We start from the raw sequence: 21,791 nt of genomic DNA on the forward strand, positions 1-21,791 counted from the left end.
CGGTGGGCCGGGCGTCGCGCCACTTCTTAGCAAAGAATTAGTCGTAACTAGCGGTGCCATTAAGTTTTGCGGGCACTTTAAAGGCAGGTTTGGTGGGCAACAGGGAAATGGGGCTGTTCATGACGATCGCGATGCCGGTTTCGAGCACGATCGACTGCGGGGGCGCCCAGATCCGCGCGCACTGTCGTCATCTGGCGACGGTGGTGACCATCCGCGGCGAAATCGACGCCGTCAATGTGGAACAGGTCGGCGACCACGTTCGCCGCTTCGTGCAGGCCGACAACCCGGTGGTGCTGGACCTGAGCGGCGTCAGCCACTTCTCCTCAGCCGGTATCGCATTGCTGTGCGCCATGGACGAAGAGTGCCGCGCCGCCGACGTCGAGTGGATGCTCGTCGCGAACCAGACCGTCGCCACGCTGCTCGACGATTCGTTCCCGGTTGCCAACTCGGTGCACCAGGCCCTGCGCGGCCTGGCCGACGCCATCACCTGGCGGCGTCAAATGGTTCTGCCGCTGCTGAAGAAGTCGGCCTGAGCGTTCTGTCCCGTCGCCACCTGGCCACCGCGATCACCACCAGGATCCCGGCGACCGTCACCAACGACAGCGTCAGCACCAACAGCTGCGGGTCGTAGACGACCGATGAGGTGGCCGGTTGCCCCTCGATGATCGGCGCAACGGCGATCGTGGAACGGGTATGACCCCAGCTGACGGCGGCAGCCACCAGCGCCAGACCGGCCAGCACCAACTCGGCGAATGTCCGCCCGGTCACAGCGACGACTCGTCGTCGGAGACATCCAGCTCGTCGGCGATGTCCGGCACGTAAGGACCCATCCGTTTCTCCACCAGCGCGGTCAGCGCGTCCCGGAAATGCCGGTGCCGACGCGCCCAGGCCTGCGCAGTGCGATCACCGGTGAGCTTCAGGCCGATCCCGTACCGGCCGCGCGGCACCCCGACGAGTTCGCCGAGCGCCCGCGCCGACTGCCACCTGGCCAGCGGTTTGCCGGATGCCACCGAATTCTCGGCTTCGGGGAAGACCTTGACGATCTCGGAGACCAGGATGGTCTCGGTGCCCTGGCGCAACGCGTCCTCGGTCAGCTCGACGGAGGTGTGCACCCGCGCCGCATGCACCTGCAGCGCCACGAACGCCGTCACCAGCACCAGGAAGATGAACGGGACCAGCAGCGAGATCGGCACGTGGTTGGCCCACTGGATATAGATCAACGACGCCGCCGACAGGGGACCGGCCAGCACCCAGTACCAGCTGGCACCGGACTCGTAGAACAGCCGCGTCTCGTCGGGTTCCCCCGCAGATGTCATGTGCGCCTCCGTCACGCCAGCCAACCCGCCACGTCGGCCGCCCAATAGGTCAGCACGATATCGGCCCCCGCCCGCCGGATCCCGGTCAACGACTCCAGCGCTGCGGCGCGTTCGTCGATCCACCCGTTGGCCGCCGCCGCACAGATCATCGCGTACTCCCCCGACACCTGGTACGCAGCCACCGGGACAGCTGACACGCTGGCCGCTGCCGCCACCACGTCCAGATAGCTCATCGCGGGCTTGACCATGACGATGTCGGCGCCTTCGGCGAGGTCGAGCTCGATCTCGCGCAATGCCTCGCGGGCGTTGCCGGGCTCCTGCTGATAGGTGCGGCGGTCCCCGGACAGGCTGGAAGCCACCGCCTCGCGGAACGGGCCGTAGAACGCCGAGGCGAACTTTGCCGCATACGCCAGGATCACCACGTCGGTGTGGCCGGCTGCGTCCAGCCCGTCCCGGATGGCGGCCACCTGTCCGTCCATCATGCCGCTGGGACCGACCACCTGTGCACCCGAATCTGCTTGTGCCACAGCAAGTTTCACGTACCGATCCAGGGTCTTGTCGTTGTCGACCCGGCCCCGCGCGTCCAGGACGCCGCAGTGCCCATGGTCGGTGAACTCGTCCAGGCAGGTATCGGCCATCAGCACGGTCGCATCGCCGAGATCCTTGGCCAGGTCGCGCAGGGCGACGTTGAGAACGCCGTCGGGGTCGGTCCCGGCCGAGCCCTGCGCGTCCTTGTCGTCCTCGTCGGGCACCCCGAACAGCATCAACCCGCCCACCCCGGCCGCCACCGCGGCTGCGGCGGCGCTGCGCAGCGAGTCGCGGGTGTGTTGCAGCACGCCCGGCATCGACGAGATGGGGCGTGGCTCGCCTTTCGCGTCGGCCTCAGCGCTGATGAACATCGGCAGCACCAAATGCCGTGGCTCCACCGAGGTTTCGGCCACCAGACGGCGCAGGGCCGGGGTAGAGCGCAGCCGGCGCGGACGCTGCCGTGGGTAGACCATCAGCGCTGCCCCTAGCCGCCAGTCATCGCCGGCGGCTCTTCTTCCGCGGCGGCGGCAACGCACCCTCAGCGCGCAACCGGGCGGCGTGTTCGGCCAGCGCATCGACCAGCGGACCCACCGCAGCGGTCTCCGGCTGCACATCCACCCGCAACCCGAATTCGGCTGCGGTCTCGGCGGTCTTGGGGCCGATGCAGGCGATGATGGTGCGCGCATGCGGCTTGCCGGCGATGCCGACCAAGTTGCGCACGGTCGAGCTGGAGGTGAAGCACACCGCGTCGAAACCACCGGTCTTGATCATTTCGCGGGTGGACGCCGGCGGCGGTGCGGCGCGCACCGTCCGGTAGGCGGTGACGTCCTCGATCTCCCAGCCCCGCTCCCGCAGACCTTCGGCCAGCGTCTCGGTGGCGATGTCGGCACGCGGCAGCAGCACGCGGTTCACCGGGTCGAAAATGCTGTCGTAGGGCGGGAATTCGTCCAGCAGCCCCATCGATGACTGCTCGCCGGACGGCACCAGCTCGGGGCTGATCCCGAACGCGCGGACCCGGTCCGCCGTCGACTCGCCGACGCAGGCGATCTTCACCCCGGAGAACGCCCGCGCGTCCAGGCCGAACTCACCGAACTTCTCCCACACCGCGCGCACGGCGTTGGTGGAGGTGAACACCACCCACTGGAAGCGGCCGTCGACCAGTCCCTTCACCGCCCGCTCCATCTGCGCGGGGCTGCGCGGCGGCTCGACGGCAATGGTGGGCACCTCGATGGGCAGGGCACCGTAGGAGGTCAGCCGCTCGCTCATCTCGCCGGCCTGGTCCTTGGTGCGGGGCACCAGCACGGTCCAGCCGTACAGGGCGCGGCTCTCCCACCAGTTCAGCTTGGCCCGGCTGGTCACCGTCTTGCCGATGGTGACCACCAGCGGTCCGGTCAGCGGGCCGGCCGGGTCGCTGCCGCCGCCGAGCACCGCCGGGTCGGTCAGACCAAGCAGCGTGGATTCGACGGACCGCTGCTGGCAGGTGGTGCCCTGCGCGGTCACCACGCACGGGGTGGTGTCGGCCAGCTCGTGGTCGATCAGGGTGCGTGCGGCCTCGGCCAGGTGCGACGCGGTCGCCTGCAGGATCAGCGGTCCGGGTGCGGCGGCCAGCGCCTCCCAGTCCACGTCCCCGCGCACGTCGGCGACGGTGTGCGCAGAACCCAGGGGCAGGCCGGCATAGGTCGGCACGGCGCTGCTGGGCGCCAGGCCCGGCACGATCTCGACGTGCAGGTGGGTGCGCGCGACCGCGTTCACCTCGGTGATCACCGCGTCCACCGCAAGCGGGTCGCCGGCCACCAGCCGCACCACATCGACGCCCAGGCGGGCCTCGTGCGCCAGAGTCTTGGCGACCTCGGCCGGGTCGCCGAGCGCCGGGCGGACGTCGGGCTCACCCGACACCACCGCAGGCGCGGCGTGGCTGTCCGGCGGGCTGTCCGAAGACGACCCGTCCGCGCTGCCCGGCGCAGGTGCGGCGGGCACCGGCCCGGACACCGGCGGCAGATCCCTCCCGATCAACGCCAGCACCGGCTCCGGCACATCGGGGTCGGTGAGAACCAGGGTGGCATTCGCCAGCACCGTGGCGGCTCGGGTGGTCAGTAGACCGGGGTCGCCAGGACCGGAACCCACAAAAGTAATGCGGCCCGGCCTCGGCTTACGCCCTCGCGTCATCGTTGTCGCTCCCACGTGTTATCGAATCCCACTCAATTTCCTTGCACGGGGTCTTCCCGCGCTCCCCTCATCAGCTCTCGTGCGCCCAGCTCGAACAATTCCGCGGCAACTGAGAGCCCCAGTTCGCGGGCCCGGTCGACCGTGCCGATCCCGGACGCGCGGATCACGTCGGATCCGTCCAGCGCCGCCACGCAGCCGCGCAGCGACACCTCCTCGAAGATGCGCCCCTCCTCATCGATGGACTCGACCACCTCAGCGATCGCGCCCACCGGTGCGGAGCAGCCCGCCTCCAGTTCGGCGAGCAGAGTTCGCTCCGCGGTGACCGCTACCCGCGTGTCGGCATCGTCCAACTCCGCCAACACGGCGACCAACCGGCTGTCGCCGGCCCGGCATTCGACTGCGAGGGCGCCCTGAGCAGGCGCTGGCAACATTTGCACGGGCTCCAACGTCTCGGTGACGTCATTGAGACGACCCAGTCGGGCCAGACCGGCCCGGGCCACCACGACGGCGTCAAGATCACCACTGCTTACCCTGTTCAACCTGGTATCTAGGTTGCCTCTTAGGGGGCGGATTTCCAAACCGAGACCCAGTGCTCTAAGCTGTGCGGCCCGTCGCGGCGAGGACGTCCCCACCAGCGAACCGGCCGGCAATTCGCCCAGCACCAGCCCGTCGCGTGCCACCAGCGCGTCGCGGGGATCGTTACGCGGCGGTATCGCCGCGATGGTGAAGCGCGGGTCGTCGGCGGTGGGCAGATCTTTGTGCGAATGCACGGCCGCGTCGACCCGGCCGTCCTGCATGGCCTCGCGCAGCGCGGTGGTGAACACGCCGACGCCGAGTGTTTCGATCGGCGCCGACGACCGGTCACCCACCGTGCTGATCGTCACCAACTCCGCGGGGTGACCGTTGGCGATCAACGCGTCCCTGATCGTCGCAGCCTGGGTGGTGGCCAGCAGACTGCCCCGAGTGCCTATCCGGATCACGTGCGCCAAACTACTCGGCGGACTGCTTTGAGCTATCGAAACCGCTTGGTAGAACTGGCAATTCGCCTGCGGCGACCGCATCCACCGCAGTCTGGTCGAGTTCGAAGAGCTCCCGCAGGGCCTCGGCGTAACTGTCGCCCCCCGGGGCGCTGGCGAGTTGCTTGATGCGCACCGTGGGCGCGTGCAGCAACTTGTCGACCACCCGTCGTACCGTACGGGCCACCTCTTCGCGCTGAGCGCTCGCCAAGTCGGGCAGCCGGTTGTCCAGGCGCAGCAATTCCGCCTCGACCACGTCAGCCGCCCGCTGGCGCAACGCGGTGACAGTGGGGGTGACCTCGGCCATCCGCTGCCCCGCCAGGTAGGCGGCGACCTCGGCGGCGACGATGAGGCGGGCGGCGTCGACGTCGGCGGCCGCGGCGTGCGCCGACGGCTCATGTTGCACCCGGTCCACGTCGACGACCAGGACACCGGGCAGGCCGGCCACCGCCGGGTCGACGTCGCGGGGCATCCCCAGATCGCAGATGACCAGCGGCTTTGCTGTTTCGTCGCGGCGCACCCCGGCCAGCGCGTGGTGCACGTCGGCCAGCGACACCACCGGGCTCACCGCCCCGGTGCAGCTGACCACCACGTCGGCCGCGGCCATCGCGTCGGGCAACTGCTCCAGGGCCATCGCTTCGGCCGGCACGCCGGATTCGCTGAGCCGGGCCGCCAGCCGCCGCGCCCGGTCCACCGACCGGTTCAACACGAACACCCGGCCGATCCCGGCGCGGGTCAGGTGGGCGGCCGCCAGCCCACCCATGGCCCCGGCACCGACCACCGCGGCGGTCTTGCCGGCCAGGGTGCCCAGCTTGCGTTCGGCGATACCCAGCGCCACCGAGACCACCGAGGCACCGGCGGCGTCGATGGCGGTTTCGCTGTGCACCCGCTTGCCCACCGACAGGGCCCGCTGCGCCAGTTCGTGCAGCACCCGGCCGACCGTGCTGTGGGTCTCCGCGGCGGCGTAGGCGCGCCGGACCTGGCCGAGCACCTGCTGTTCGCCCACCACCGCCGAATCCAGGCCGCTGGCCACCGCAAACAGGTGCTCGACGGCGGCCTCGCTGTACCGGACGTAGGCGTGCTTGGTCAGATCGCCCATCGACATCCCGGAGAACTCGGCCAGCGCCTGCCCGATCACCGACAGCCCGCCGTGAAACGCTTCCACCACCGCGTACACCTCGACGCGGTTGCACGTCGAGAGCACCATGGCCTCGGTCACCAGCGGCGATTGCAGCACCTGGTCGACGATCTTGAGCTGATCGGACTCGTCGATGCTGAGTTGTTCCAGGACGGAGACCGGCGCACTGCGGTGCGAAACCCCGAAGAGCAGGATGCTCACGGCAGCATCACCTGGCCCGCTCCCTTGCCTCTGTGAAAGTGAACTCCTACCCAAGGTAGTCGGTTCTGCGGCGGGCTACCAAATGAGCGACCGAGGTCACCGGGCGGCGTCGAGACTGTACTGAGGGCACCGACGCTGCGCTCAGGCCGTAACTTCCGGCTCAGACACGGCCTGGTTACCGGCTCGGCTCACAGCACCGCCCAGCGCGTCAGCGGGCGGCGAGATCGGCCCGCAGCCGCGGCTCGTCGACCTCCCAGTAGCTGTGCTCGCGGCCGTCGAGCAGTACCACCGGCAACCGGTCCCCGAATTCGGCTCGCAACTCGGCGTTCCCGGCCAGTGCCGCGGCGTCGACGTCGACGCTGGCCAGGTCGAAATTCAGCTCGCCGGCCAGTTCGGTCAACCGGGCCTGCACGCGCAGGCAGATCGCGCACCCGGCGCGGGTCAGCAACTGCACCTGAGGCCGGCTCGTCGTCATGGCCATCAGTGTGGCATCTCCGCCGCCGGTGGCAGGCGGCGTCACAGTCCGGCCGGATAGGGTTGGCGGGCAGGGACCGGCAACCGGGCCAGACAGTGACATGGGAGGTTTGTGATGGCTTCCTCCGACCCCGGCGAGGACATCGTCTACACCGGCAACCCGGACCTGGAGGCGCTGGCCGCCAATGCCAGCGCCGAACGCGCCCTCGAAGACCTGCACGCCGCCCCGACGGGCGAGCGTCCGCCGCCGCCCGTCGATCTGACCGCCGCCGCGTTCTTCGACGTGGACAACACGCTGGTGCAGGGCTCCTCGGCCGTGCACTTCGGCCGCGGACTGGCCGCACGCGACTATTTCAGCTATCGGGATGTGCTCGGATTCGTCTACGCGCAGGCCAAGTTCCAGATTCTCGGCAAAGAGAACGCCGAGGATGTCGCGGCCGGCCGCCGCAAAGCGCTGGCCTTCATCGAAGGCCGGTCCGTCGACGAACTGGTGCGCCTGGGCGAGGAGATCTACGACGAGATCATCGCGGACAAGATCTGGTCGGGAACCCGGGAGCTGACCCAGATGCACCTGGACGCCGGCCAACAGGTGTGGCTGATCACCGCCACGCCCTATGAGCTCGCGGCCACCATCGCCCGCCGGCTGGGCCTGACCGGCGCGCTGGGATCGGTGGCCGAATCGGTCGACGGCGTGTTCACCGGCCGGCTGGTGGGCGACATCCTGCACGGGGTCGGCAAAGCGCACGCGGTGCGGTCGCTGGCCATCCGGGAGGGACTGAACCTCCGACGCTGCACCGCCTACTCCGACAGTTACAACGACGTCCCGATGCTGTCGCTGGTAGGCACCGCGGTCGCGATCAATCCCGACGCCCGGTTGCGCAGCCTGGCCCGCGAGCGCGGGTGGGAGATTCGCGACTTCCGCACCGCCCGCAAGGCCGCCCGCATCGGCGTTCCGTCCGCCCTGGCGCTGGGGGCGGCCGGTGGCGCGCTGGCCGCGCTGGCCTCCCGCCGGCAATCACGCTGATAAGCTGCGCCGCTGAGCATCGTTTGAGCGGAGAGCGGCAGCATGACACTTCCCGAGGGCGCCGAAGGAATCATCGGTAAGCACTACCGGCAGCTGGACTATTTCGAGGTCGGACGCGAGAAGGTCCGCGAATTCGCGGCCTCGGTGCAGGACGACAATCCGCTGCACTACGACGAGGCGGCGGCGGCCGAAGCCGGCTACTCGTCCCTGCCTGCCCCGCTGACCTTCCTGGCCATCGCCGGGCGCCGCGTTCAGCTGGAGATCTTCACCAAGTTCAGCATCCCGATCAACATTGCCCGGGTGATGCACCGCGACCAGAAATTCTTCTTCCACCGCCCGATCATGGTCGGCGACAAGCTGCACTTCGACACCTACCTGGACTCGGTGATCCAGTCCCACGGCACGGTGCTGGCCGAAATCCGAAGCGAAGTCACCGACGCCGAAGGCAAGCCGGTGGTGACCAGCGTGGTCACCATGCTGGGCGAGGCGGCGAACCATGACGCCGACGCCGAGGCGACCGTCGCCGCAATTGCATCCATCTGATCGAAGCAGGTAGCGTCTTTTTAATGACATCACAAGGCAATACGGGCAGCACCCAGCTGAAGCCGCCCGTCGAGGCAGTGCAGTCGCACTATGACCGGTCCAACGAATTCTTCAAGCTGTGGCTCGACCCATCGATGACCTACAGCTGCGCGTACTTCGATGAGAACCCGGACATCGATGCGCCGCAGACCAAGACGCTGGAAGAGGCGCAGTTCGCCAAGCGCAAGCTGGCGCTGGACAAGCTCAACCTCGAGCCCGGGATGACGCTGCTCGACATCGGCTCCGGCTGGGGTTCGACCATGCGGCACGCGGTCGAGCACTACGACGTCAACGTCATCGGCCTGACGCTGAGCGAGAACCAGCTCGCCCACTGTGAGCAGAAGTTCGCCGAGATGGACAGCCCCCGCCGCAAGGAGGTTCGCCTGCAGGGCTGGGAGTTGTTCGACGAGCCGGTGGACCGGATCGTCTCGCTGGGCGCCTTCGAGCACTTCGCCGACGGCGCGGGCGACGCCGGCTACGAGCGCTACGCCGCCTTCTTCAAGAAGTACTACAGCCTGCTGCCCGACGACGGCCGCTTCCTGCTGCACTCGATCGTGGTGCCCACGGCCGAAGAGGGCAAGGCGATGGGCCTGAAGACCACGATGAGCCTGCTGCGCTTCATCAGCTTCATCCTCAAGGAGATCTACCCCGGCGGTAAGTTGCCGCAGGTCGAGCAGGTGGACCGGTATTCGACCGAGGCCGGTTTCAAGATCGAACGCCACCACTACATCGGCAAGAACTATGTCCCGACCCTGAACACCTGGGCCGATGCGCTGGAGGCGCAGAAGGACAAGGCCATCGAGCTCAAGGGCGAGCAGGAGTACGAGACGTTCATGAAGTACCTGCGCGGCTGCTCGGACCTGTTCCGCGACGGCTACACCAACGTCTGCCAGTTCACGCTGGTCAAGTAACAACGACGGTCCAACGACAGACCCCCGGCGGCTGTGCCTCCGGGGGTTTTTCGTGCGCTGCTGTCAGCCGAAGAAAACGTTGCGGCGGCCGGCCAGCAACCGGTACAGCGTCTGCTGGATGGTCTCGCGAACCTGATCGGTCAACTCGAAGGTCACCATCGGATCGTCGGCGTCGCTCGGCGCGTAGTCGGCGGTCTGGATCGGCTCACCGAACGCGATCCGCCACTTCGACGGCAGCGGCACCAGCCCGGCGGGCCCGGCCAGCGGGAACAGCGGCGTCACCGGGAAGTACGGCAGACCGAACAGCCGCGCCAGCAACTTCACGTCGGTCAGCATCGGGTAGATCTCTTCGGAACCGATGATCGAGCACGGCACGATCGGCGCTTTCGTGCGTAGCGCCGCCGACACGAACCCGCCGCGCCCGAACCGCTGCAGCCGGTACCGGTCTTCGAAGCGCTTGCCCAGCCCCTTGTATCCCTCCGGGAAGACCGCGGTGAGCTCGCCAGAGGCCAGCAACCGGTGCGCATCGGCCGTGCAGGCCATGGTGTGGCCCGCCTTGCGGGCCGTCGAGCCCACCACCGGCAGGTCGAACACCATGTCGGCGGCCAGCAGCCGCAGGTCCCGCTCGGCGGGGTGCTCGTCGTGCACCGCCACCGACAGCATCAACCCGTCGAACGGCAGCACCCCGGCGTGGTTGGCGACCACCAGCGCGGCGCCCTCGGTGGGGATGTTCTCGATGCCACTGACCTCGACCCGGAACCACGACTTGAAGAAGAACCTCAGCAGCGGCCGCACGATCGCGTCGTTGAAGTGCGGATCGAAGCCGAATTCGTCGACGCTGTAATCACCGGTGAGTCGTTGCCGGAGGAAGCCGGCCACCGCGGCGACGCGCTGGGCGAGGTCGTTGAGCGGTGGCTCGCCACCGCTCAAACCACCCGCGGCGCGCCGGTGCTGATCGATCTCGCGGACGACTGCGGCGATCTCGTCGGCTGAGGCGCGACCACTTGGATCCGAGAGCAACGAGGGGTGCTGATGCGAAGCGTCCGCACGCTGACTGGCAGCGCGGCGGCGCGCCGCTACCCGCCCCCGATTGCTGTGCAGTGGAATAACATTCGCTCTGGTTTCGCCCGCCACGTTAAATGCCCAAACCTATCTGACCCCGATGCGCGGAATTGAATTTCGGCTACCCCAGCGCTGCGCTACCGCTATAGCACGACCCTCCAAGGAGCGTACCCGATGCGGGTCGATTATGGGAGTCAGGCTACGGCCGCGAACGTAGTCGTCGAAGGCTTCCGCGGTCGTCCATTTCGGCTGATAGCCGAGCTCGGAACGCATGCGGGTGGTGTCCATCACCCGGCCGTAACTCAGGTAGGCGAACTGGTCGCGACTGATCTCGTTGTACCGGTTGGCGCGCCGCAGCGAGTCGAGTGCCCATACGCCAAAACCGGGCACTGGCAACGGAATTCGTCCCGTACGACGGATCGCCTGGGACAACATCATGATGCCGTCGGCGCCGATGTTGAACGTTCCGGCCTTGCCCACCATCGCCGCGCGTTCCAGCGCGCCCAGCGCATCCTGCTCGTGCAGCAGTTGCAGTCGGGCGTCGCGGCCGAACATCGTCGGCACCAAAGGCCCTGCGAGATAACGCGACAGCGTGGTGTCCATCGCCGGGCCGATCATGTTGGCCAGCCGCAGGATGGTCACGGCGATGTCGGGCCGGCGCCGGCCCAGTCCCCGCACGTAGCCCTCGATGTCGAGGCTGTCCTTGGCGAATCCCTCGCGGAATGGCCGGCGGCTGCTGCTGTCCTCGGTGAACATCACCGGATCGCGCGGACTCGACCCGTAGATCTCGGATGTGGACTTCAGCACCACCCGGCGCACCGACGGCGCCTTCTGGCAGGCGGCGAACAGCTGCATCGCCCCCATCACATTGAGCTCTTTGAGTGCCGCGCTGCCGCCGGAGCGCGGCGCGTAGGACGCCGCCGCGGCGTGCACCACGGTGTCGACGTCGCCGTTCCGAATCACCTTGGCAATGAACGGGTTCCGGATGTCGGCGCGCACGAATTCGGCGCGGCCCATCCGGCGCAGCATGTCCTTGCTGGGCGCGATCGCATCGACCGCGATGACCTGATTGATCAGCGGGTTCTGCGCGAGCCGCGCGGTCAGGTAGCCGCCCAGGAACCGGCAGGCACCCGTGACGAGCACCACCTTGGGGTAGTGCACGGTGTCGGCATCGGTAGGCCGGCCGCCGGTCCCCCCGCCATCCGGACTGGACGAATCCACCTCGACAGCCTATCGACGAGGCGAAACGGGAGTGTTACGGACCGGTGACGGTACGCGCGGCCAGGACTTACTTGCCAAGTTTTCTGCGCTGCACTCGAGTGCGACGTAGCAGCTTGCGGTGCTTCTTCTTCGACATACGCTTGCGCCGCTTCTTGATTACTGAACCCATGAACTCCGCTATCTGACCTGTACCGGCTCTAACTGAATGACCGGGACACTTTACCCAACCGTACGCACGCAACGCCAAACCGGCTTCCGACGGCCTGCGGGCGTAGAGCGGACGGCTGTGGTGGGACGTGCAGCGCGCGGATCAGCCCGCGTCGAAATATGACGTCTCCAACATGTCGTGTACGGCTTTGGCGTGCACCCGGAAGGAGCGCCCGACGCGAACGGCGGGCAGCTCGCCGTTGTGCACCAACCGGTAGACCGTCATCTTGGACACCCGCATCAGCGTCGCGACCTCGGCGACGGTGAGAAACTGCGTCCGGGATCCGGCGGCGTCGGCCGAACCACCGTCCCGTGCCGCTTTACCTGCTGAATTCCCTGCCGACGGCCCGTTCGTAGACGTCATCGCAACCCAATCGTGTCAGGCACGCGCAATGCCAGCGGCTTCCCCTCCGCTGGCACTAACACGTGCGTACAAAGAGGAGAATAGCGGGACTAGTGGGGTTACTGGTACTGGTGAGAGACAATCAGTCCAAAATTGGTGAATTATTCTGATGTAATTCTCAGCTGCTCAGAGCGGGTTTTGGCGGCCTGAACGGCGGCGTCGACCGCCACCCGGAATCCGCCCCGCTCCAGCGCCCGCAGCGCCGCGGCGGTGGTCCCCCCGGGTGAGGTCACCGACGCGCGCAACTGCGCAGCCGAGGCGTCCACCTTCAGTCCCATCGGCTCGCCGTCGACCGGGCGCCGCTCGGAGTCCATCCGCTCCAACAGCATCGCCGCCGAACCGGCCATGGTCTGAGCGGCCAGGTCGGTGGCCACCTGGCGGCTCAGCCCCACCGCGACACCCGCGTCCACCAGTGCCTCGACCAACAGCAAGAAGTAGGCCGGGCCGGAACCCGACACCGCGGTCACCGCATCCAGCTGCTGTTCGGGCACGGTGAGCACCCCGCCGACCGCGTCGAACACCGCAGAGACCTCGTCGAGCTGCTGCGCGGTGACGAACCGGCCCTTGGCCAGCGCGGTGACGCCGGCCCCCACCAGTGCCGCCGCGTTGGGCATGGCCCGGACCACCGGGGTACCGGCCGGCAGCTTGGACTCGAAGAAGGTGAGGGTGACACCAGCGGCCACGGTGACGAAAACCTGCTCGACGCTGTCGTTGTCGGCCGCCCCGGTCGCCTCGGCCAGCTCGTCGACCACCGCTTCGACGTCGGCGGGTTTGACCGCAACCACCACGAACGAGGCGTTTTCCACCGCCTCGCTGATCGAGGTCTGCACCAGCACGCCATAGGTGCTGGACAGGTACTTGGCCCGATCCGGCATCCGTTCGGCCACCACCAGGTCCTTGACCTGCCGGCCGGCCCGCAGCAGACCCGACAACAGGGCTTCGCCGATGCTGCCGCCGCCGATGATCGCGATTCTTGCCATGCCGCAAAGCATCGCAGACCCGGCGACCGGGTCACCCGGGAGGTGTGAGTGCCAATTGGCGGGATTGCACCACGATGCGCCCGGCGGAGTCGACCACGGTGTGGTCCTCGTCGAACCAGTCCTGCCCGATTTCGACGCAGGTGCTGATGACCCGCAGCCAGCCGTCGACGGGCAGGGCCCGCAGGTAGGCGGTGAACTGCACCGTGGGCGCCCAACCGGTGCGGTCCACCGCGAACGTCACCGGGGCCGACAGGTCGCCGCAGAACAGGGCGAACAGCGGGTCCGGCGACACCCTTCGCGGCCGCGCCCACATCTGGAACACCGGCGGCCCGCCGTCGGCGCCGCGCCCCTGAGTCGACAGCAGCGGCCGGATATCGCAACCCGCACCCAGATGCACCAGACCGGCCGAGGGGTGGCCGGGCCCGATCGGCGCGACATCAGCGGGCGGCTCCGGGACCATCAGCTCGATCACCGGATTGACCGACAACAACGGCGCCGCCTCGTGTCCCGGTTCGCCCAGGGTGACCACCGCGTGCACGGCGGTGCGCTCGCCCTGGACCAGCTCGACGTCGGCCACGGTGATCCGGCGGCCCCGCTTGCGCAGCGTGGTCTCCAGGCGCATCGGTCCCGGATCGGGCGCGGACAGGAAGTTCACCGAGACCGCGACCGGTTGCTGGCGGGGGCCGGCGAACGCGGTCCGCGCGGCGTTGGCGCACAGCGCCACCATGGCGCCGCCGTGCACCTTGGGACCGATGGTCCAATGCTGGTCCAGCGCGCCTTCGAAGACCGGCCCGCCTGGTCCGGATCCGATTTCGCGCAGCGCCATCGCGGCGGTGAACAACGCGTCCATGTCAGCGCAGCAGGTTGGTGCGGGCGAATTGGAGCGACTCGACGAGCATCGCTTCGCGCTCGGCGGCCGATCGGGCACTCGAGGTCGACACTTCCAGCACCACGTGGCCGGTGAAATCGCCGGCGGCGAGCATCTGGCACACCTCGACGGTGGGCTGGGTGCCGCGGCCGGGCACCAGGTGCTCGTCGGCGGGCAATCCACTGCCGTCACACAGATGCAGGTGCACCAATCCCGAACCCATCTGTCGCGCCATCTCCAACGAGTCGGTGCCGGCGGTCGCGGTGTGCGAGAGGTCCAGCGTGTAGTGCGCGTGGTTGCCGTCCAGCGGGTTGTACGACGGCGCGAACGCCGAAACGCCGGGGCCCGGCCCGCCGCCACGCCTGCGCATCCGTTCCCGGGTCTGGTCGAGTCCGAAGAACCGGTCGGTGCGAAACGGGAACATGTTCTCGACCGCCACCAGCACATTGCTGGTTTCTTCCAGGGCCTTGACCTGGTCGCTGAAGCCCTCGGCGTACCGCCGTTGCCACCGGAACGGCGGGTGCACCACCACCGTCTGGGCGCCCAACTGCTCGGCGGCCCGCACGCTGCGGTCCAGCTTGAGGATCGGGTTGGCCCCCCACACCCGCTGCGAGATCAGCAGGCAGGGCGCGTGCACGGACAGCACCGGCACGCGATATCGCTGCGACAGCTTGGCGACGGCGTCGATGTCCTGGCTCACAGACTCGCTCCAGACCATCAGTTCGACGCCGTCGTAACCGAGCCTGGCCGCATACTCGAACGCGGCCTCGGCCCGCAACGGGTACACCGAGGCCGTCGACAGGCCGACTTTGATCGCTGGGCGCACAGTCTCCTCTGGGGGCGCCTAGCTCGTCTGCAACAGGGCCATCGGTCCCAGGGTGATCAACGCACCCACGGCGACCGCGATCAACGTGCTGGCAATGTCCTCGGTCTTGCGTACCACCCGGACACCCACCACCAGCCCGAGGATGACCAGCACCGAGAGCACCAGCGCCACGATGGGGTTCCACCGCCACAGCTGGTCGAAAGCGATGAACAAGCCGCCACCGAACGCGACCGCCAGGATCGACTGCAGCACGGTCAGCAGGGCGCGGCCCAGCGCCGCCATCCTGCCGTGCGAACGCCGGGCACTGCCCTGGTCGGCTTCGGGTGCGTCGTCGGCTGCGGCCGGCAGGGGGTCGCTGCGCCGGCGGGCGACCTCGTCGGCGAGGGACTGACCGCCGAACAATGTGTCGTCCGGGGTCTCGTCCGCGTCGGCGCCGTGCAGGTAGGAGCGCACATACGCGGAGTCTTCGACCACCGATTCCGCGTCGCGCACCTCGCTGTCCATCACGTCGACCGACGCGTCGGTGTAGTGACCCACCGGATCCGGACTCATGTGCTCGGCACCCGACTGCTGCTCGGCGTCGGTGGCGCCGGATTGGCGTAGCGGCCGCGGGTACTGGCTGCGCTCCGGACCGGGTTTGCGCGGCGCGAGCGGTTCCGATCTGGGCCAGCGCGGCTCGGGCTCGGCCCAGTAGGCCGCCGGAACCTCCGGTTCGGGATCGACGGCGGGGGTCTCGCGGACCTCGGGTTCGGCGGCGGGCGCGGCCGCCGGTCGCGGTTCAGGTGACACCTTCTCGCGAGGCTCGTCACGGATGACCGGTATCTCACCGGTCAGCTCGGCGACGCTGATCGAGTCGTCGCCCCGACGACGACGGCGCCGGCGGGTGGCCGTGGGCGTACCGCCGGTTCCGTTCCTGGCCAGCAGCTCGGCCACCGAGATCTGCTTGGTGTCTTCGGCGTCGGGGTGTGGTCCAGTCATGATTTGCCTCTCGACCGGTTTGACGCTACCCGATCAGCTACCTGACCTGCGGAATCACGCGCCGACGTCTGCACGGTCGACGTCTCCATGAAGGCGGTTCCGTCCGCTTCGCTGTCGAGTTTGCGCAAGATCAGACCCTCCCGTAGCGCCCACGGGCAGATGTCCACCGTTTCTATCGACAGCGCTCGCATACTCGCCTCCGCCACCAGAGCACCCGCCACGATCTGCGGCGCACGCTCGGCGCTGACTCCTTCCAGTTCTGCCCGGTCAGCGGTCGTCATCCTAGAGATGAAAGATATGAGTTGTCTGAGGCCATTCGCGGTGAGGGTCCGCCGCACGTTGGGGCCGGCGGCCGAGGGGGCGGCGCCGGTGAGGCGCGCCAGCGACCGGAAGGTCTTGGAGGTGGCGACCGCGAGGTCGGGCTCACCGGCGTCGAGCAGGGTCGCGCTGGCATCGGCCAGCTCGGCATCCAGCCAGTCGCGCAGCATTGCGATCCGGCGTCGCCCGGGCGGGTCGTCGGGCAGCCATTCGCGGGTCAGCCGTCCGGCGCCCAGCGGTAGCGACAACGCCACCTCGGGTTCCTCGTCGACGCCGCTGGACACTTCCAGCGAGCCGCCGCCGATATCGAGGTTGATGATGCGTCCCGCGCTCCAGCCGAACCAGCGCCGCACCGCCAGGAAGGTCAACCGGGACTCGTCGACCCCGCGCAGCACCTGCAGCTCGACCCCGGCTTCCTTGCGTACCCGGGCCAGCACGTCGTCGGAATTCTCGGCGTCGCGGACCGCGGAGGTGGCGAAGGCCATCAACTCGGCACAACCGGAGCTGACCGCGATCTTGGCGAACTCCTCGACCGTGGCGATCAGCTTGTCGGCGCCGCGCTTGGTGATCTTGCCCGAACTGTCGGTCGCCTCGGCCAGCCGCAGCGTGGCCTTGGTCGAACTCATCGGGGCCGGACACCCGCCCCGATGCGCATCGACCACCAGTAGATGGACCGTGTTGCTACCCACGTCCAGCACGCCCAATCGCACGGAATCAAAACTAGCGGGGCTGACCAGGCACTCGCCTGTCGACCCGTGCTATCGCGCTGCGCGCGGGAGCCGGTCGCCGGCCGGCCGGAGGACTAATGTTGCACCCGTGGCTAACTCGCGACCGGGACAGGAGGTCGAACTGGACTTCGCCCGGGAGTGGGTGGAGTTCTACGACCCCGACGATCCCGAGCACCTGATCGCGGCCGACTTCACCTGGCTGCTGTCGCGCTGGACGTGCGTGTTCGGCACGCCGGCCTGCCACGGCACCGTTGCCGGCCGCCCGGACGACGGGTGTTGCTCGCACGGGGCGTTCCTGTCCGACGACGACGACCGCGCCCGGTTGGACGACGCGGTACGCAAGCTGACCAAGGACGACTGGCAGTTCCGCGACAAGGGCCTGGGCCGCAAGGGTTACCTGGAGCTCGACGAGCACGAGGGCGAGCCGCAGTACCGCACCCGCAAGCACAAGGACGCGTGCGTGTTCCTGAACCGGCCCGGCTTCGCCGGTGGTGTCGGCTGCGCGCTACACAGCAAAGCCCTCAAGCTGGGGGTCCCACCGTTGACGATGAAACCCGACGTGTGCTGGCAGCTGCCGATCCGGCGCAGCCAGGAGTGGGTGACCCGGCCGGACGGCACCGAGATCCTGAAGACCTTCATCACCGAGTACGACCGGCGCGGCTGGGGCTCCGGTGGCGCCGATCTGCACTGGTACTGCACCGGCGATCCGGGCGCCCATGTCGGGGCCAAGCAGGTGTGGCAGAGCCTGGCCGACGAACTCACCGAGCTGCTGGGCGAGAAGGCGTACGCCGAGTTGGCCGCAATGTGCAAGCGCCGCAGCCAATTAGGGCTCGTTGCGGTGCACCCGGCGACGCGGGCCGCCGAGTAGGCGACAGCGTCGGCGAGTCAGACGCTGTTCCTTCTGGTGTAGACCAGGACCATGCGCAGCGCACTGGCATTCAGGTAGGCCGCCACGCTCGCCGCGGCGGCATCCGCGTCGTGCGCCAGCACTGCGCCGGTGATCGCCTGCAGATCGGCGACCACCGGCTCGGCATCGTCGTAGGCCTCGGTGAGTTCGTGTTCGCGACCGCCGAACGCCTGTTCCACCCAGCGATACAGCAAACCCAGCGCGCGGTTGCGGGTGCTGTGGATCAACACCTGGAAGTAGGCCAGGTCGGCCGCCTGCCGGGCGGCGGCCGTATCCGCCCCGCGTAACCGGTCCAGCGCGGCGGTGAGTTCCTCGGCATCCGCGGTGGTGCTGCGCTGCGCCGCCAGCCGGCCGATCAGCGGGCCCAGGGCGCCGCGGATCTCCAGCAACTCGACCAGGAACTCCGGCCCGAGCTTGCGCACCAGCGCCTCGACCACCGCCGGATGGGTCAGGCCCTCGGGATCACGAACCACGCTGCCGCTGCCGTGCCGGACCTCGATCAGTCCCATTTGCTGCAGCCGGGCCAGACCCTGCCGCAGGGATGTCCGGTTGACCCCGAGTTGATCAGCCAGTTCGCGCTCCGGCGGCAGGGTCGAGCCGGGCGGGAAAACGCCGTCCAGGATCGCGTCGGCCATCGACGCGGCGATCTGCTCATCGACTCGCTGTCGATCCGGCGGGGGTATCGGACTTGACTGGTTCATTGGCTCAACCAATTATAGAAGGCGACCGGACCGCGCCGGCGTATTTGACCGCCGCGTGTTCCCGACCGGAAGGCACGTGATGGATGACGCGATGCGCTCGGCCGTGGCCCCGCGCTGGCGGGGCGACCCGGGGCGACTGGAGGTGTGGTACGCCACCCTCTCCGATCCGGACACCCGCGCCGGACTGTGGGTGCACTGTGAGACCGTCGCACCGACGCACGGGAGTCCGTACGCCCACGGCTGGGTGACCTGGTTCGCGCCCGAAGGCCCACCGCGCACCGAGCGGTTCGGTCCCGCACCCGTCGAACCCACCGGCGGCACCGCGTGGTTCGCGGCAGCCGGCGCTCTGGTGGCGCCGGAAACGCTTGCCGGCCAAGCGGGTTCGATCGGTTGGCAGCTCGCCTGGACGGACACCGCGGCGCCGCTGTGGACGTTTCCGCGCCTGCTGTGGGAACGCGAACTGCTACCCGGCGCCCAGGTGGTGGCAGCGCCCACCGCGGACTTCACCGGTTGCCTGACCATCGACGGCACCACGTCGCGAGTGGACCGCTGGCGCGGCAACGTCGCGCACATCTACGGGCACGGCAACGCCAAGCGGTGGGGCTGGCTCCACGCCGACCTCGGTGGCGGCGATGTCGTGGAAGTCGTCACCGCACAGTCGCACAAGCCGGGACTCAACCGTCTGCCGCCGATGGCTTTCGTGCGCTTCCGTATCGACGGAAAAGACTGGCCGGCAGTGCTTTCGCCCTCGCTGCGGCTGCGCACCACGCTGGGCCTGTGGCATTGGCAGCTGGAGGGGCGGATCGGCGGCCGCGCGCTGTTGATCCGGGTCGACCAGCCGCCGCAGCGCTGCGTGAGCCTGGAGTACACCGATCCCGACGGTGGCCGATGCGTATGCACCAACACCGAGCAGGCCGACATCCACATCGAACTCGGCGAACGGCAGTGGTCGGTGCTGGGCACCGGCCATGCCGAGGTCGGGTTGCGCGGCGACCAGGCACCACCGGTCAATGAGAGGACACCCTGATGAGTTTCGCCTTGGACCCACCGCTGCTGTTCGCCTCCGGCGTGCTGATCGAACGCCGCTTTCCCGCGCATCGCCGCGACCTCGTGGAGGCCGCGGTGCTCGGCGTATTCTTCGCCGGGTCATTCGGCCTGTACCACAACGTGCCCGGACTGGGCTTCCTGTGGCGTCCGTTCCGCGCCCGCAACGGACGCGACTTCATGTGGAACAGCGGCTTTTTCGACGTTGCCACCGACGAGCTGAACTGGCCCGCGCACGCCACTGCCGGCGGCATCTTCGCGACGTATCCGTTCTTCCTCAAGCTGGGCCGCGCCCTCGGGCGGCAGGTCGCTGCGCGCTCGTGAGCCCCCGGTTGGCGGCACGGGCGACGGCATCCTTCGGCACTGCGCTGCTGCCCGAGGAGCACGGCGGCCCTGCGCCGGCGCAGTTCGCCGAACGCGTCGACCGCTACCTGGCGCAGCTTCCCGGCCCCTCGCGGCTGGCGGTACGGGCCGGGCTGCTGTCGCTGGCGGCGGCGAGCTACCTGACCACCGGCCGGTCCCTGGCGCGCCTGCGGCCGCCCGAGCGGGAACGGGTGCTGCACCGCGTCGCCGCGCTGGGCGCCGACGTCCGGGCGGCGGTCGAGGGCATGAAGGTGGTCGGCCTGTTGGCCAACGGTGCCGACAGCTACGCGGCCGAACTGCTGTCCCGCGCCCAGCACGAAGGCGCGGTGCGCCCGGATGCGCCGCTGGCTGTCACCCCGGCCACCGAGAGCGCCTCCGTTGTCACCGCCGACGTGGTGATCGTCGGCTCCGGCGCCGGTGGCGCGATGACGGCCCGCACGCTGGCCCGTGCCGGCCTCGAGGTGGTGGTGCTCGAGGAGGGACGCCGCTGGACGGTGGAGGAATTCCGCACCACCCACCCGATCGACCGCTACGCCGGCCTGTACCGCGGCGCCGGGGCCACCATCGCGCTGGGTCGCCCCTCGGTGGTGCTGCCGATGGGCCGCGCGGTAGGCGGTACCACCGTGGTCAATTCCGGCACCTGCTTTCGCCCACCGGTCGCGGTGCAGCGGCGCTGGTGCGACGAATTCGGTCTCGGCCTGGCCGACCCCGACCGGTTGGCCGGCTACCTCGACGAGGTGGAGCGCACCCTGCAGGTGGCTCCGTCACCACGAAATATGTTGGGCCGCAACGGCGATCTTCTGCTGGACGCCGCCGACACGCTGGGTTGGCGGGCGGCACCGATCCCCCGCAACGCGCCGGGTTGCGGGGGCTGCTGCCAGTGCGCGATCGGCTGCCCGCACAACGCGAAGTTCGGCGTCCACCTCAACGCCCTGCCGCAGGCGTGTGCAGCCGGGGCACGGATCGTCTCCCACGCGCGCGCCGAACGGGTGCTGCACCGGAACGGACGGGCCCGGGGCGTCCGTGCACGTCGTCCCGATGGCACCGCGATCGACGTCCTCGCCGCCACCGTCGTGATCGCCGCCGGCGCGACCGAGACACCAATGTTGTTGCAGCGCAGTGGGATCGGCGGACATCCGCGACTGGGCCGCAACCTCGCACTGCATCCCGCGACGTTGCTCGCCGGCCGCTTCGAGGACGACGTCTACGCCTGGCGCGGTGTGCTGCAGAGCGCGGCCGTGCATGAATTCCACGAGTCCGACGGCGTGCTGATCGAGGCGACGTCCACGCCGCCGGGAATGGGGTCGATCGTCTTCCCCGGCTTCGGCGCCCAGTTGCTGCACTGGCTGGACCGGGCACCGCAGATCGCCACCTTCGGTGCGCTGGTGGCCGACCGGGGCGTCGGCTCGGTGCACTCGGTGCGCGGCCAGACGCTGGTGCGCTACGACATCGCGCCGGCCGATGTCGCCAAGTTGCGGGTGGCGCTGACCGCGATCGGTCGCCTGCTGTTCGCTGCCGGCGCCGTCGAAGTGCTCACCGGCCTGCCCGGCGCCATGACGGTGTCCTCGGCAGCCGAGCTGCAGCAGGTGCTGGCCGGGGCCGATCCCGGCAGTCTGCACCTGTCCGCGTTTCACCCGACCGGGACCGCGGCCGCCGGCGCCGACGATCAGCTCTGCCCGGTCGATCCCGCCGGCCGACTACGCGGCGTGCACGGCGTGTGGGTGGCCGACGCCTCGATCCTGCCCAGCTGCCCTGAGGTCAACCCGCAGGTGTCGATCATGGCGCTCGCGCTGGCGGTGGCCGATCAGATCGTTGGACGTTGACCGGAC

Annotated in this window: 25 protein-coding genes; 8 read left to right on the forward strand and 17 right to left on the reverse strand. The window is 69.0% G+C overall.

Features of this window, described 5'->3' with window-relative positions; translation table 11 throughout:
- Positions 1–119: 119 nt before the first annotated feature.
- Entirely contained in the window at positions 120–533 is a 414-nt protein-coding gene (locus AC5Y3Z_RS14835; protein WP_473139506.1) for an STAS domain-containing protein, read from the forward strand.
- Here the strand turns inward: AC5Y3Z_RS14835 and AC5Y3Z_RS14840 are convergent.
- From AC5Y3Z_RS14840 to AC5Y3Z_RS14870, 7 genes are all read right to left on the reverse strand, one after another.
- Positions 484–768, reverse strand: coding sequence for a hypothetical protein (locus AC5Y3Z_RS14840; RefSeq protein WP_463825670.1), 285 nt, complete (start codon positions 766–768; stop codon positions 484–486). The genes AC5Y3Z_RS14835 and AC5Y3Z_RS14840 overlap by 50 nt on opposite strands.
- Positions 765–1,316 carry a transport-regulating membrane protein Mce1N gene (mce1N, locus tag AC5Y3Z_RS14845; RefSeq protein ID WP_473139407.1) on the reverse strand — a complete coding sequence of 184 codons (552 nt, stop codon included), beginning with the start codon at positions 1,314–1,316 and terminating at the stop codon, positions 765–767. Before mce1N ends, AC5Y3Z_RS14840 begins: the two co-directional genes overlap by 4 nt.
- Positions 1,317–1,327: 11 nt before the next feature.
- On the reverse strand, positions 1,328–2,317 hold the full coding sequence (hemB, locus tag AC5Y3Z_RS14850) for a porphobilinogen synthase (protein ID WP_473139408.1): 990 nt from the start codon (positions 2,315–2,317) through the stop codon (positions 1,328–1,330).
- Between the two features lie 22 nt (positions 2,318–2,339).
- Positions 2,340–4,010: a bifunctional uroporphyrinogen-III C-methyltransferase/uroporphyrinogen-III synthase gene (locus AC5Y3Z_RS14855; RefSeq protein ID WP_473139409.1), complete on the reverse strand. Its 1,671-nt coding sequence runs from the start codon at positions 4,008–4,010 to the stop codon at positions 2,340–2,342.
- A 32-nt stretch (positions 4,011–4,042) separates the two neighbouring features.
- Positions 4,043–4,990 (reverse strand): hydroxymethylbilane synthase, encoded by a 948-nt coding sequence (hemC, locus tag AC5Y3Z_RS14860; RefSeq protein WP_463825665.1) that lies wholly within the window; start codon positions 4,988–4,990, stop codon positions 4,043–4,045.
- A 10-nt stretch (positions 4,991–5,000) separates the two neighbouring features.
- Positions 5,001–6,365: a glutamyl-tRNA reductase gene (locus tag AC5Y3Z_RS14865; protein WP_473139410.1), complete on the reverse strand. Its 1,365-nt coding sequence runs from the start codon at positions 6,363–6,365 to the stop codon at positions 5,001–5,003.
- A 208-nt stretch (positions 6,366–6,573) separates the two neighbouring features.
- Positions 6,574–6,846, reverse strand: coding sequence for a glutaredoxin family protein (locus AC5Y3Z_RS14870; protein ID WP_463825972.1), 273 nt, complete (start codon positions 6,844–6,846; stop codon positions 6,574–6,576).
- 108 nt (positions 6,847–6,954) lie between these two features.
- On the opposite strand from AC5Y3Z_RS14870, the gene AC5Y3Z_RS14875 reads away from it, so the two are divergent.
- From AC5Y3Z_RS14875 to AC5Y3Z_RS14885, 3 genes are read left to right on the forward strand one after another with little or no spacing between them, the layout of a single operon-like run.
- Positions 6,955–7,863 carry an HAD family hydrolase gene (locus AC5Y3Z_RS14875; protein WP_463825663.1) on the forward strand — a complete coding sequence of 303 codons (909 nt, stop codon included), beginning with the start codon at positions 6,955–6,957 and terminating at the stop codon, positions 7,861–7,863.
- 42 nt (positions 7,864–7,905) lie between these two features.
- Positions 7,906–8,406 (forward strand): FAS1-like dehydratase domain-containing protein, encoded by a 501-nt coding sequence (locus tag AC5Y3Z_RS14880; RefSeq protein WP_463825661.1) that lies wholly within the window; start codon positions 7,906–7,908, stop codon positions 8,404–8,406.
- A gap of 23 nt (positions 8,407–8,429) precedes the next feature.
- Positions 8,430–9,356: a cyclopropane mycolic acid synthase family methyltransferase gene (locus tag AC5Y3Z_RS14885; protein WP_463825660.1), complete on the forward strand. Its 927-nt coding sequence runs from the start codon at positions 8,430–8,432 to the stop codon at positions 9,354–9,356.
- A 63-nt stretch (positions 9,357–9,419) separates the two neighbouring features.
- On the opposite strand, the gene AC5Y3Z_RS14890 is transcribed toward AC5Y3Z_RS14885, so the two are convergent.
- The 9 genes from AC5Y3Z_RS14890 to AC5Y3Z_RS14930 all read right to left on the reverse strand — a co-directional run bounded on the left by AC5Y3Z_RS14890 (position 9,420) and on the right by AC5Y3Z_RS14930 (position 16,929).
- Positions 9,420–10,490, reverse strand: coding sequence for a lysophospholipid acyltransferase family protein (locus AC5Y3Z_RS14890; RefSeq protein WP_463825659.1), 1,071 nt, complete (start codon positions 10,488–10,490; stop codon positions 9,420–9,422).
- Between the two features lie 15 nt (positions 10,491–10,505).
- Positions 10,506–11,639: an SDR family oxidoreductase gene (locus AC5Y3Z_RS14895; RefSeq protein ID WP_463825658.1), complete on the reverse strand. Its 1,134-nt coding sequence runs from the start codon at positions 11,637–11,639 to the stop codon at positions 10,506–10,508.
- A gap of 67 nt (positions 11,640–11,706) precedes the next feature.
- A complete protein-coding gene (locus AC5Y3Z_RS14900) occupies positions 11,707–11,808 on the reverse strand; it encodes a 30S ribosomal protein bS22 (RefSeq protein WP_003402602.1) in 102 nt (33 codons plus the stop codon).
- A 141-nt stretch (positions 11,809–11,949) separates the two neighbouring features.
- Entirely contained in the window at positions 11,950–12,210 is a 261-nt protein-coding gene (locus AC5Y3Z_RS14905; protein WP_463825657.1) for a helix-turn-helix domain-containing protein, read from the reverse strand.
- Between the two features lie 140 nt (positions 12,211–12,350).
- The gene (gene proC / locus AC5Y3Z_RS14910; protein ID WP_463825656.1) at positions 12,351–13,229 is read right to left on the reverse strand and encodes a pyrroline-5-carboxylate reductase; all 879 of its coding nucleotides are present in this window, start codon (positions 13,227–13,229) and stop codon (positions 12,351–12,353) included.
- A gap of 31 nt (positions 13,230–13,260) precedes the next feature.
- Positions 13,261–14,079, reverse strand: a complete 819-nt coding sequence (locus AC5Y3Z_RS14915) for a thioesterase family protein (protein ID WP_473139411.1) — start codon at positions 14,077–14,079, stop codon at positions 13,261–13,263.
- A gap of 1 nt (position 14,080) precedes the next feature.
- Positions 14,081–14,923 (reverse strand): sugar phosphate isomerase/epimerase family protein, encoded by an 843-nt coding sequence (locus AC5Y3Z_RS14920; protein ID WP_463825654.1) that lies wholly within the window; start codon positions 14,921–14,923, stop codon positions 14,081–14,083.
- An 18-nt stretch (positions 14,924–14,941) separates the two neighbouring features.
- Positions 14,942–15,901, reverse strand: coding sequence for an Rv0497 family membrane protein (locus tag AC5Y3Z_RS14925; RefSeq protein ID WP_473139412.1), 960 nt, complete (start codon positions 15,899–15,901; stop codon positions 14,942–14,944).
- Positions 15,898–16,929, reverse strand: coding sequence for a Ppx/GppA family phosphatase (locus AC5Y3Z_RS14930; RefSeq protein ID WP_473139413.1), 1,032 nt, complete (start codon positions 16,927–16,929; stop codon positions 15,898–15,900). The genes AC5Y3Z_RS14925 and AC5Y3Z_RS14930 overlap by 4 nt, the downstream gene beginning before the upstream one ends.
- Before the next feature lie 106 nt (positions 16,930–17,035).
- Between AC5Y3Z_RS14930 and AC5Y3Z_RS14935 the strand changes: the two genes are divergently transcribed.
- Complete coding sequence (locus tag AC5Y3Z_RS14935) at positions 17,036–17,815, forward strand: DUF3109 family protein (protein ID WP_463825651.1); 780 nt, start codon at positions 17,036–17,038, stop codon at positions 17,813–17,815.
- A 17-nt stretch (positions 17,816–17,832) separates the two neighbouring features.
- On the opposite strand, the gene AC5Y3Z_RS14940 is transcribed toward AC5Y3Z_RS14935, so the two are convergent.
- Complete coding sequence (locus tag AC5Y3Z_RS14940; protein ID WP_463825650.1) at positions 17,833–18,555, reverse strand: FadR/GntR family transcriptional regulator; 723 nt, start codon at positions 18,553–18,555, stop codon at positions 17,833–17,835.
- A gap of 79 nt (positions 18,556–18,634) precedes the next feature.
- On the opposite strand from AC5Y3Z_RS14940, the gene AC5Y3Z_RS14945 reads away from it, so the two are divergent.
- Genes AC5Y3Z_RS14945 through AC5Y3Z_RS14955 form a run of 3 tightly spaced genes read left to right on the forward strand, consistent with a single transcriptional unit; the run spans position 18,635 to position 21,785 of the window.
- The gene (locus tag AC5Y3Z_RS14945; RefSeq protein ID WP_473139414.1) at positions 18,635–19,582 is read left to right on the forward strand and encodes a tocopherol cyclase family protein; all 948 of its coding nucleotides are present in this window, start codon (positions 18,635–18,637) and stop codon (positions 19,580–19,582) included.
- Positions 19,582–19,923, forward strand: coding sequence for a hypothetical protein (locus AC5Y3Z_RS14950; RefSeq protein WP_473139415.1), 342 nt, complete (start codon positions 19,582–19,584; stop codon positions 19,921–19,923). Before AC5Y3Z_RS14945 ends, AC5Y3Z_RS14950 begins: the two co-directional genes overlap by 1 nt.
- Positions 19,920–21,785 (forward strand): GMC family oxidoreductase, encoded by a 1,866-nt coding sequence (locus AC5Y3Z_RS14955; RefSeq protein ID WP_473139416.1) that lies wholly within the window; start codon positions 19,920–19,922, stop codon positions 21,783–21,785. Before AC5Y3Z_RS14950 ends, AC5Y3Z_RS14955 begins: the two co-directional genes overlap by 4 nt.
- The last annotated feature ends 6 nt before the right edge of the window (positions 21,786–21,791 follow it).

It is taken from the genome of Mycobacterium sp. NGS61, from assembly GCF_059812325.1.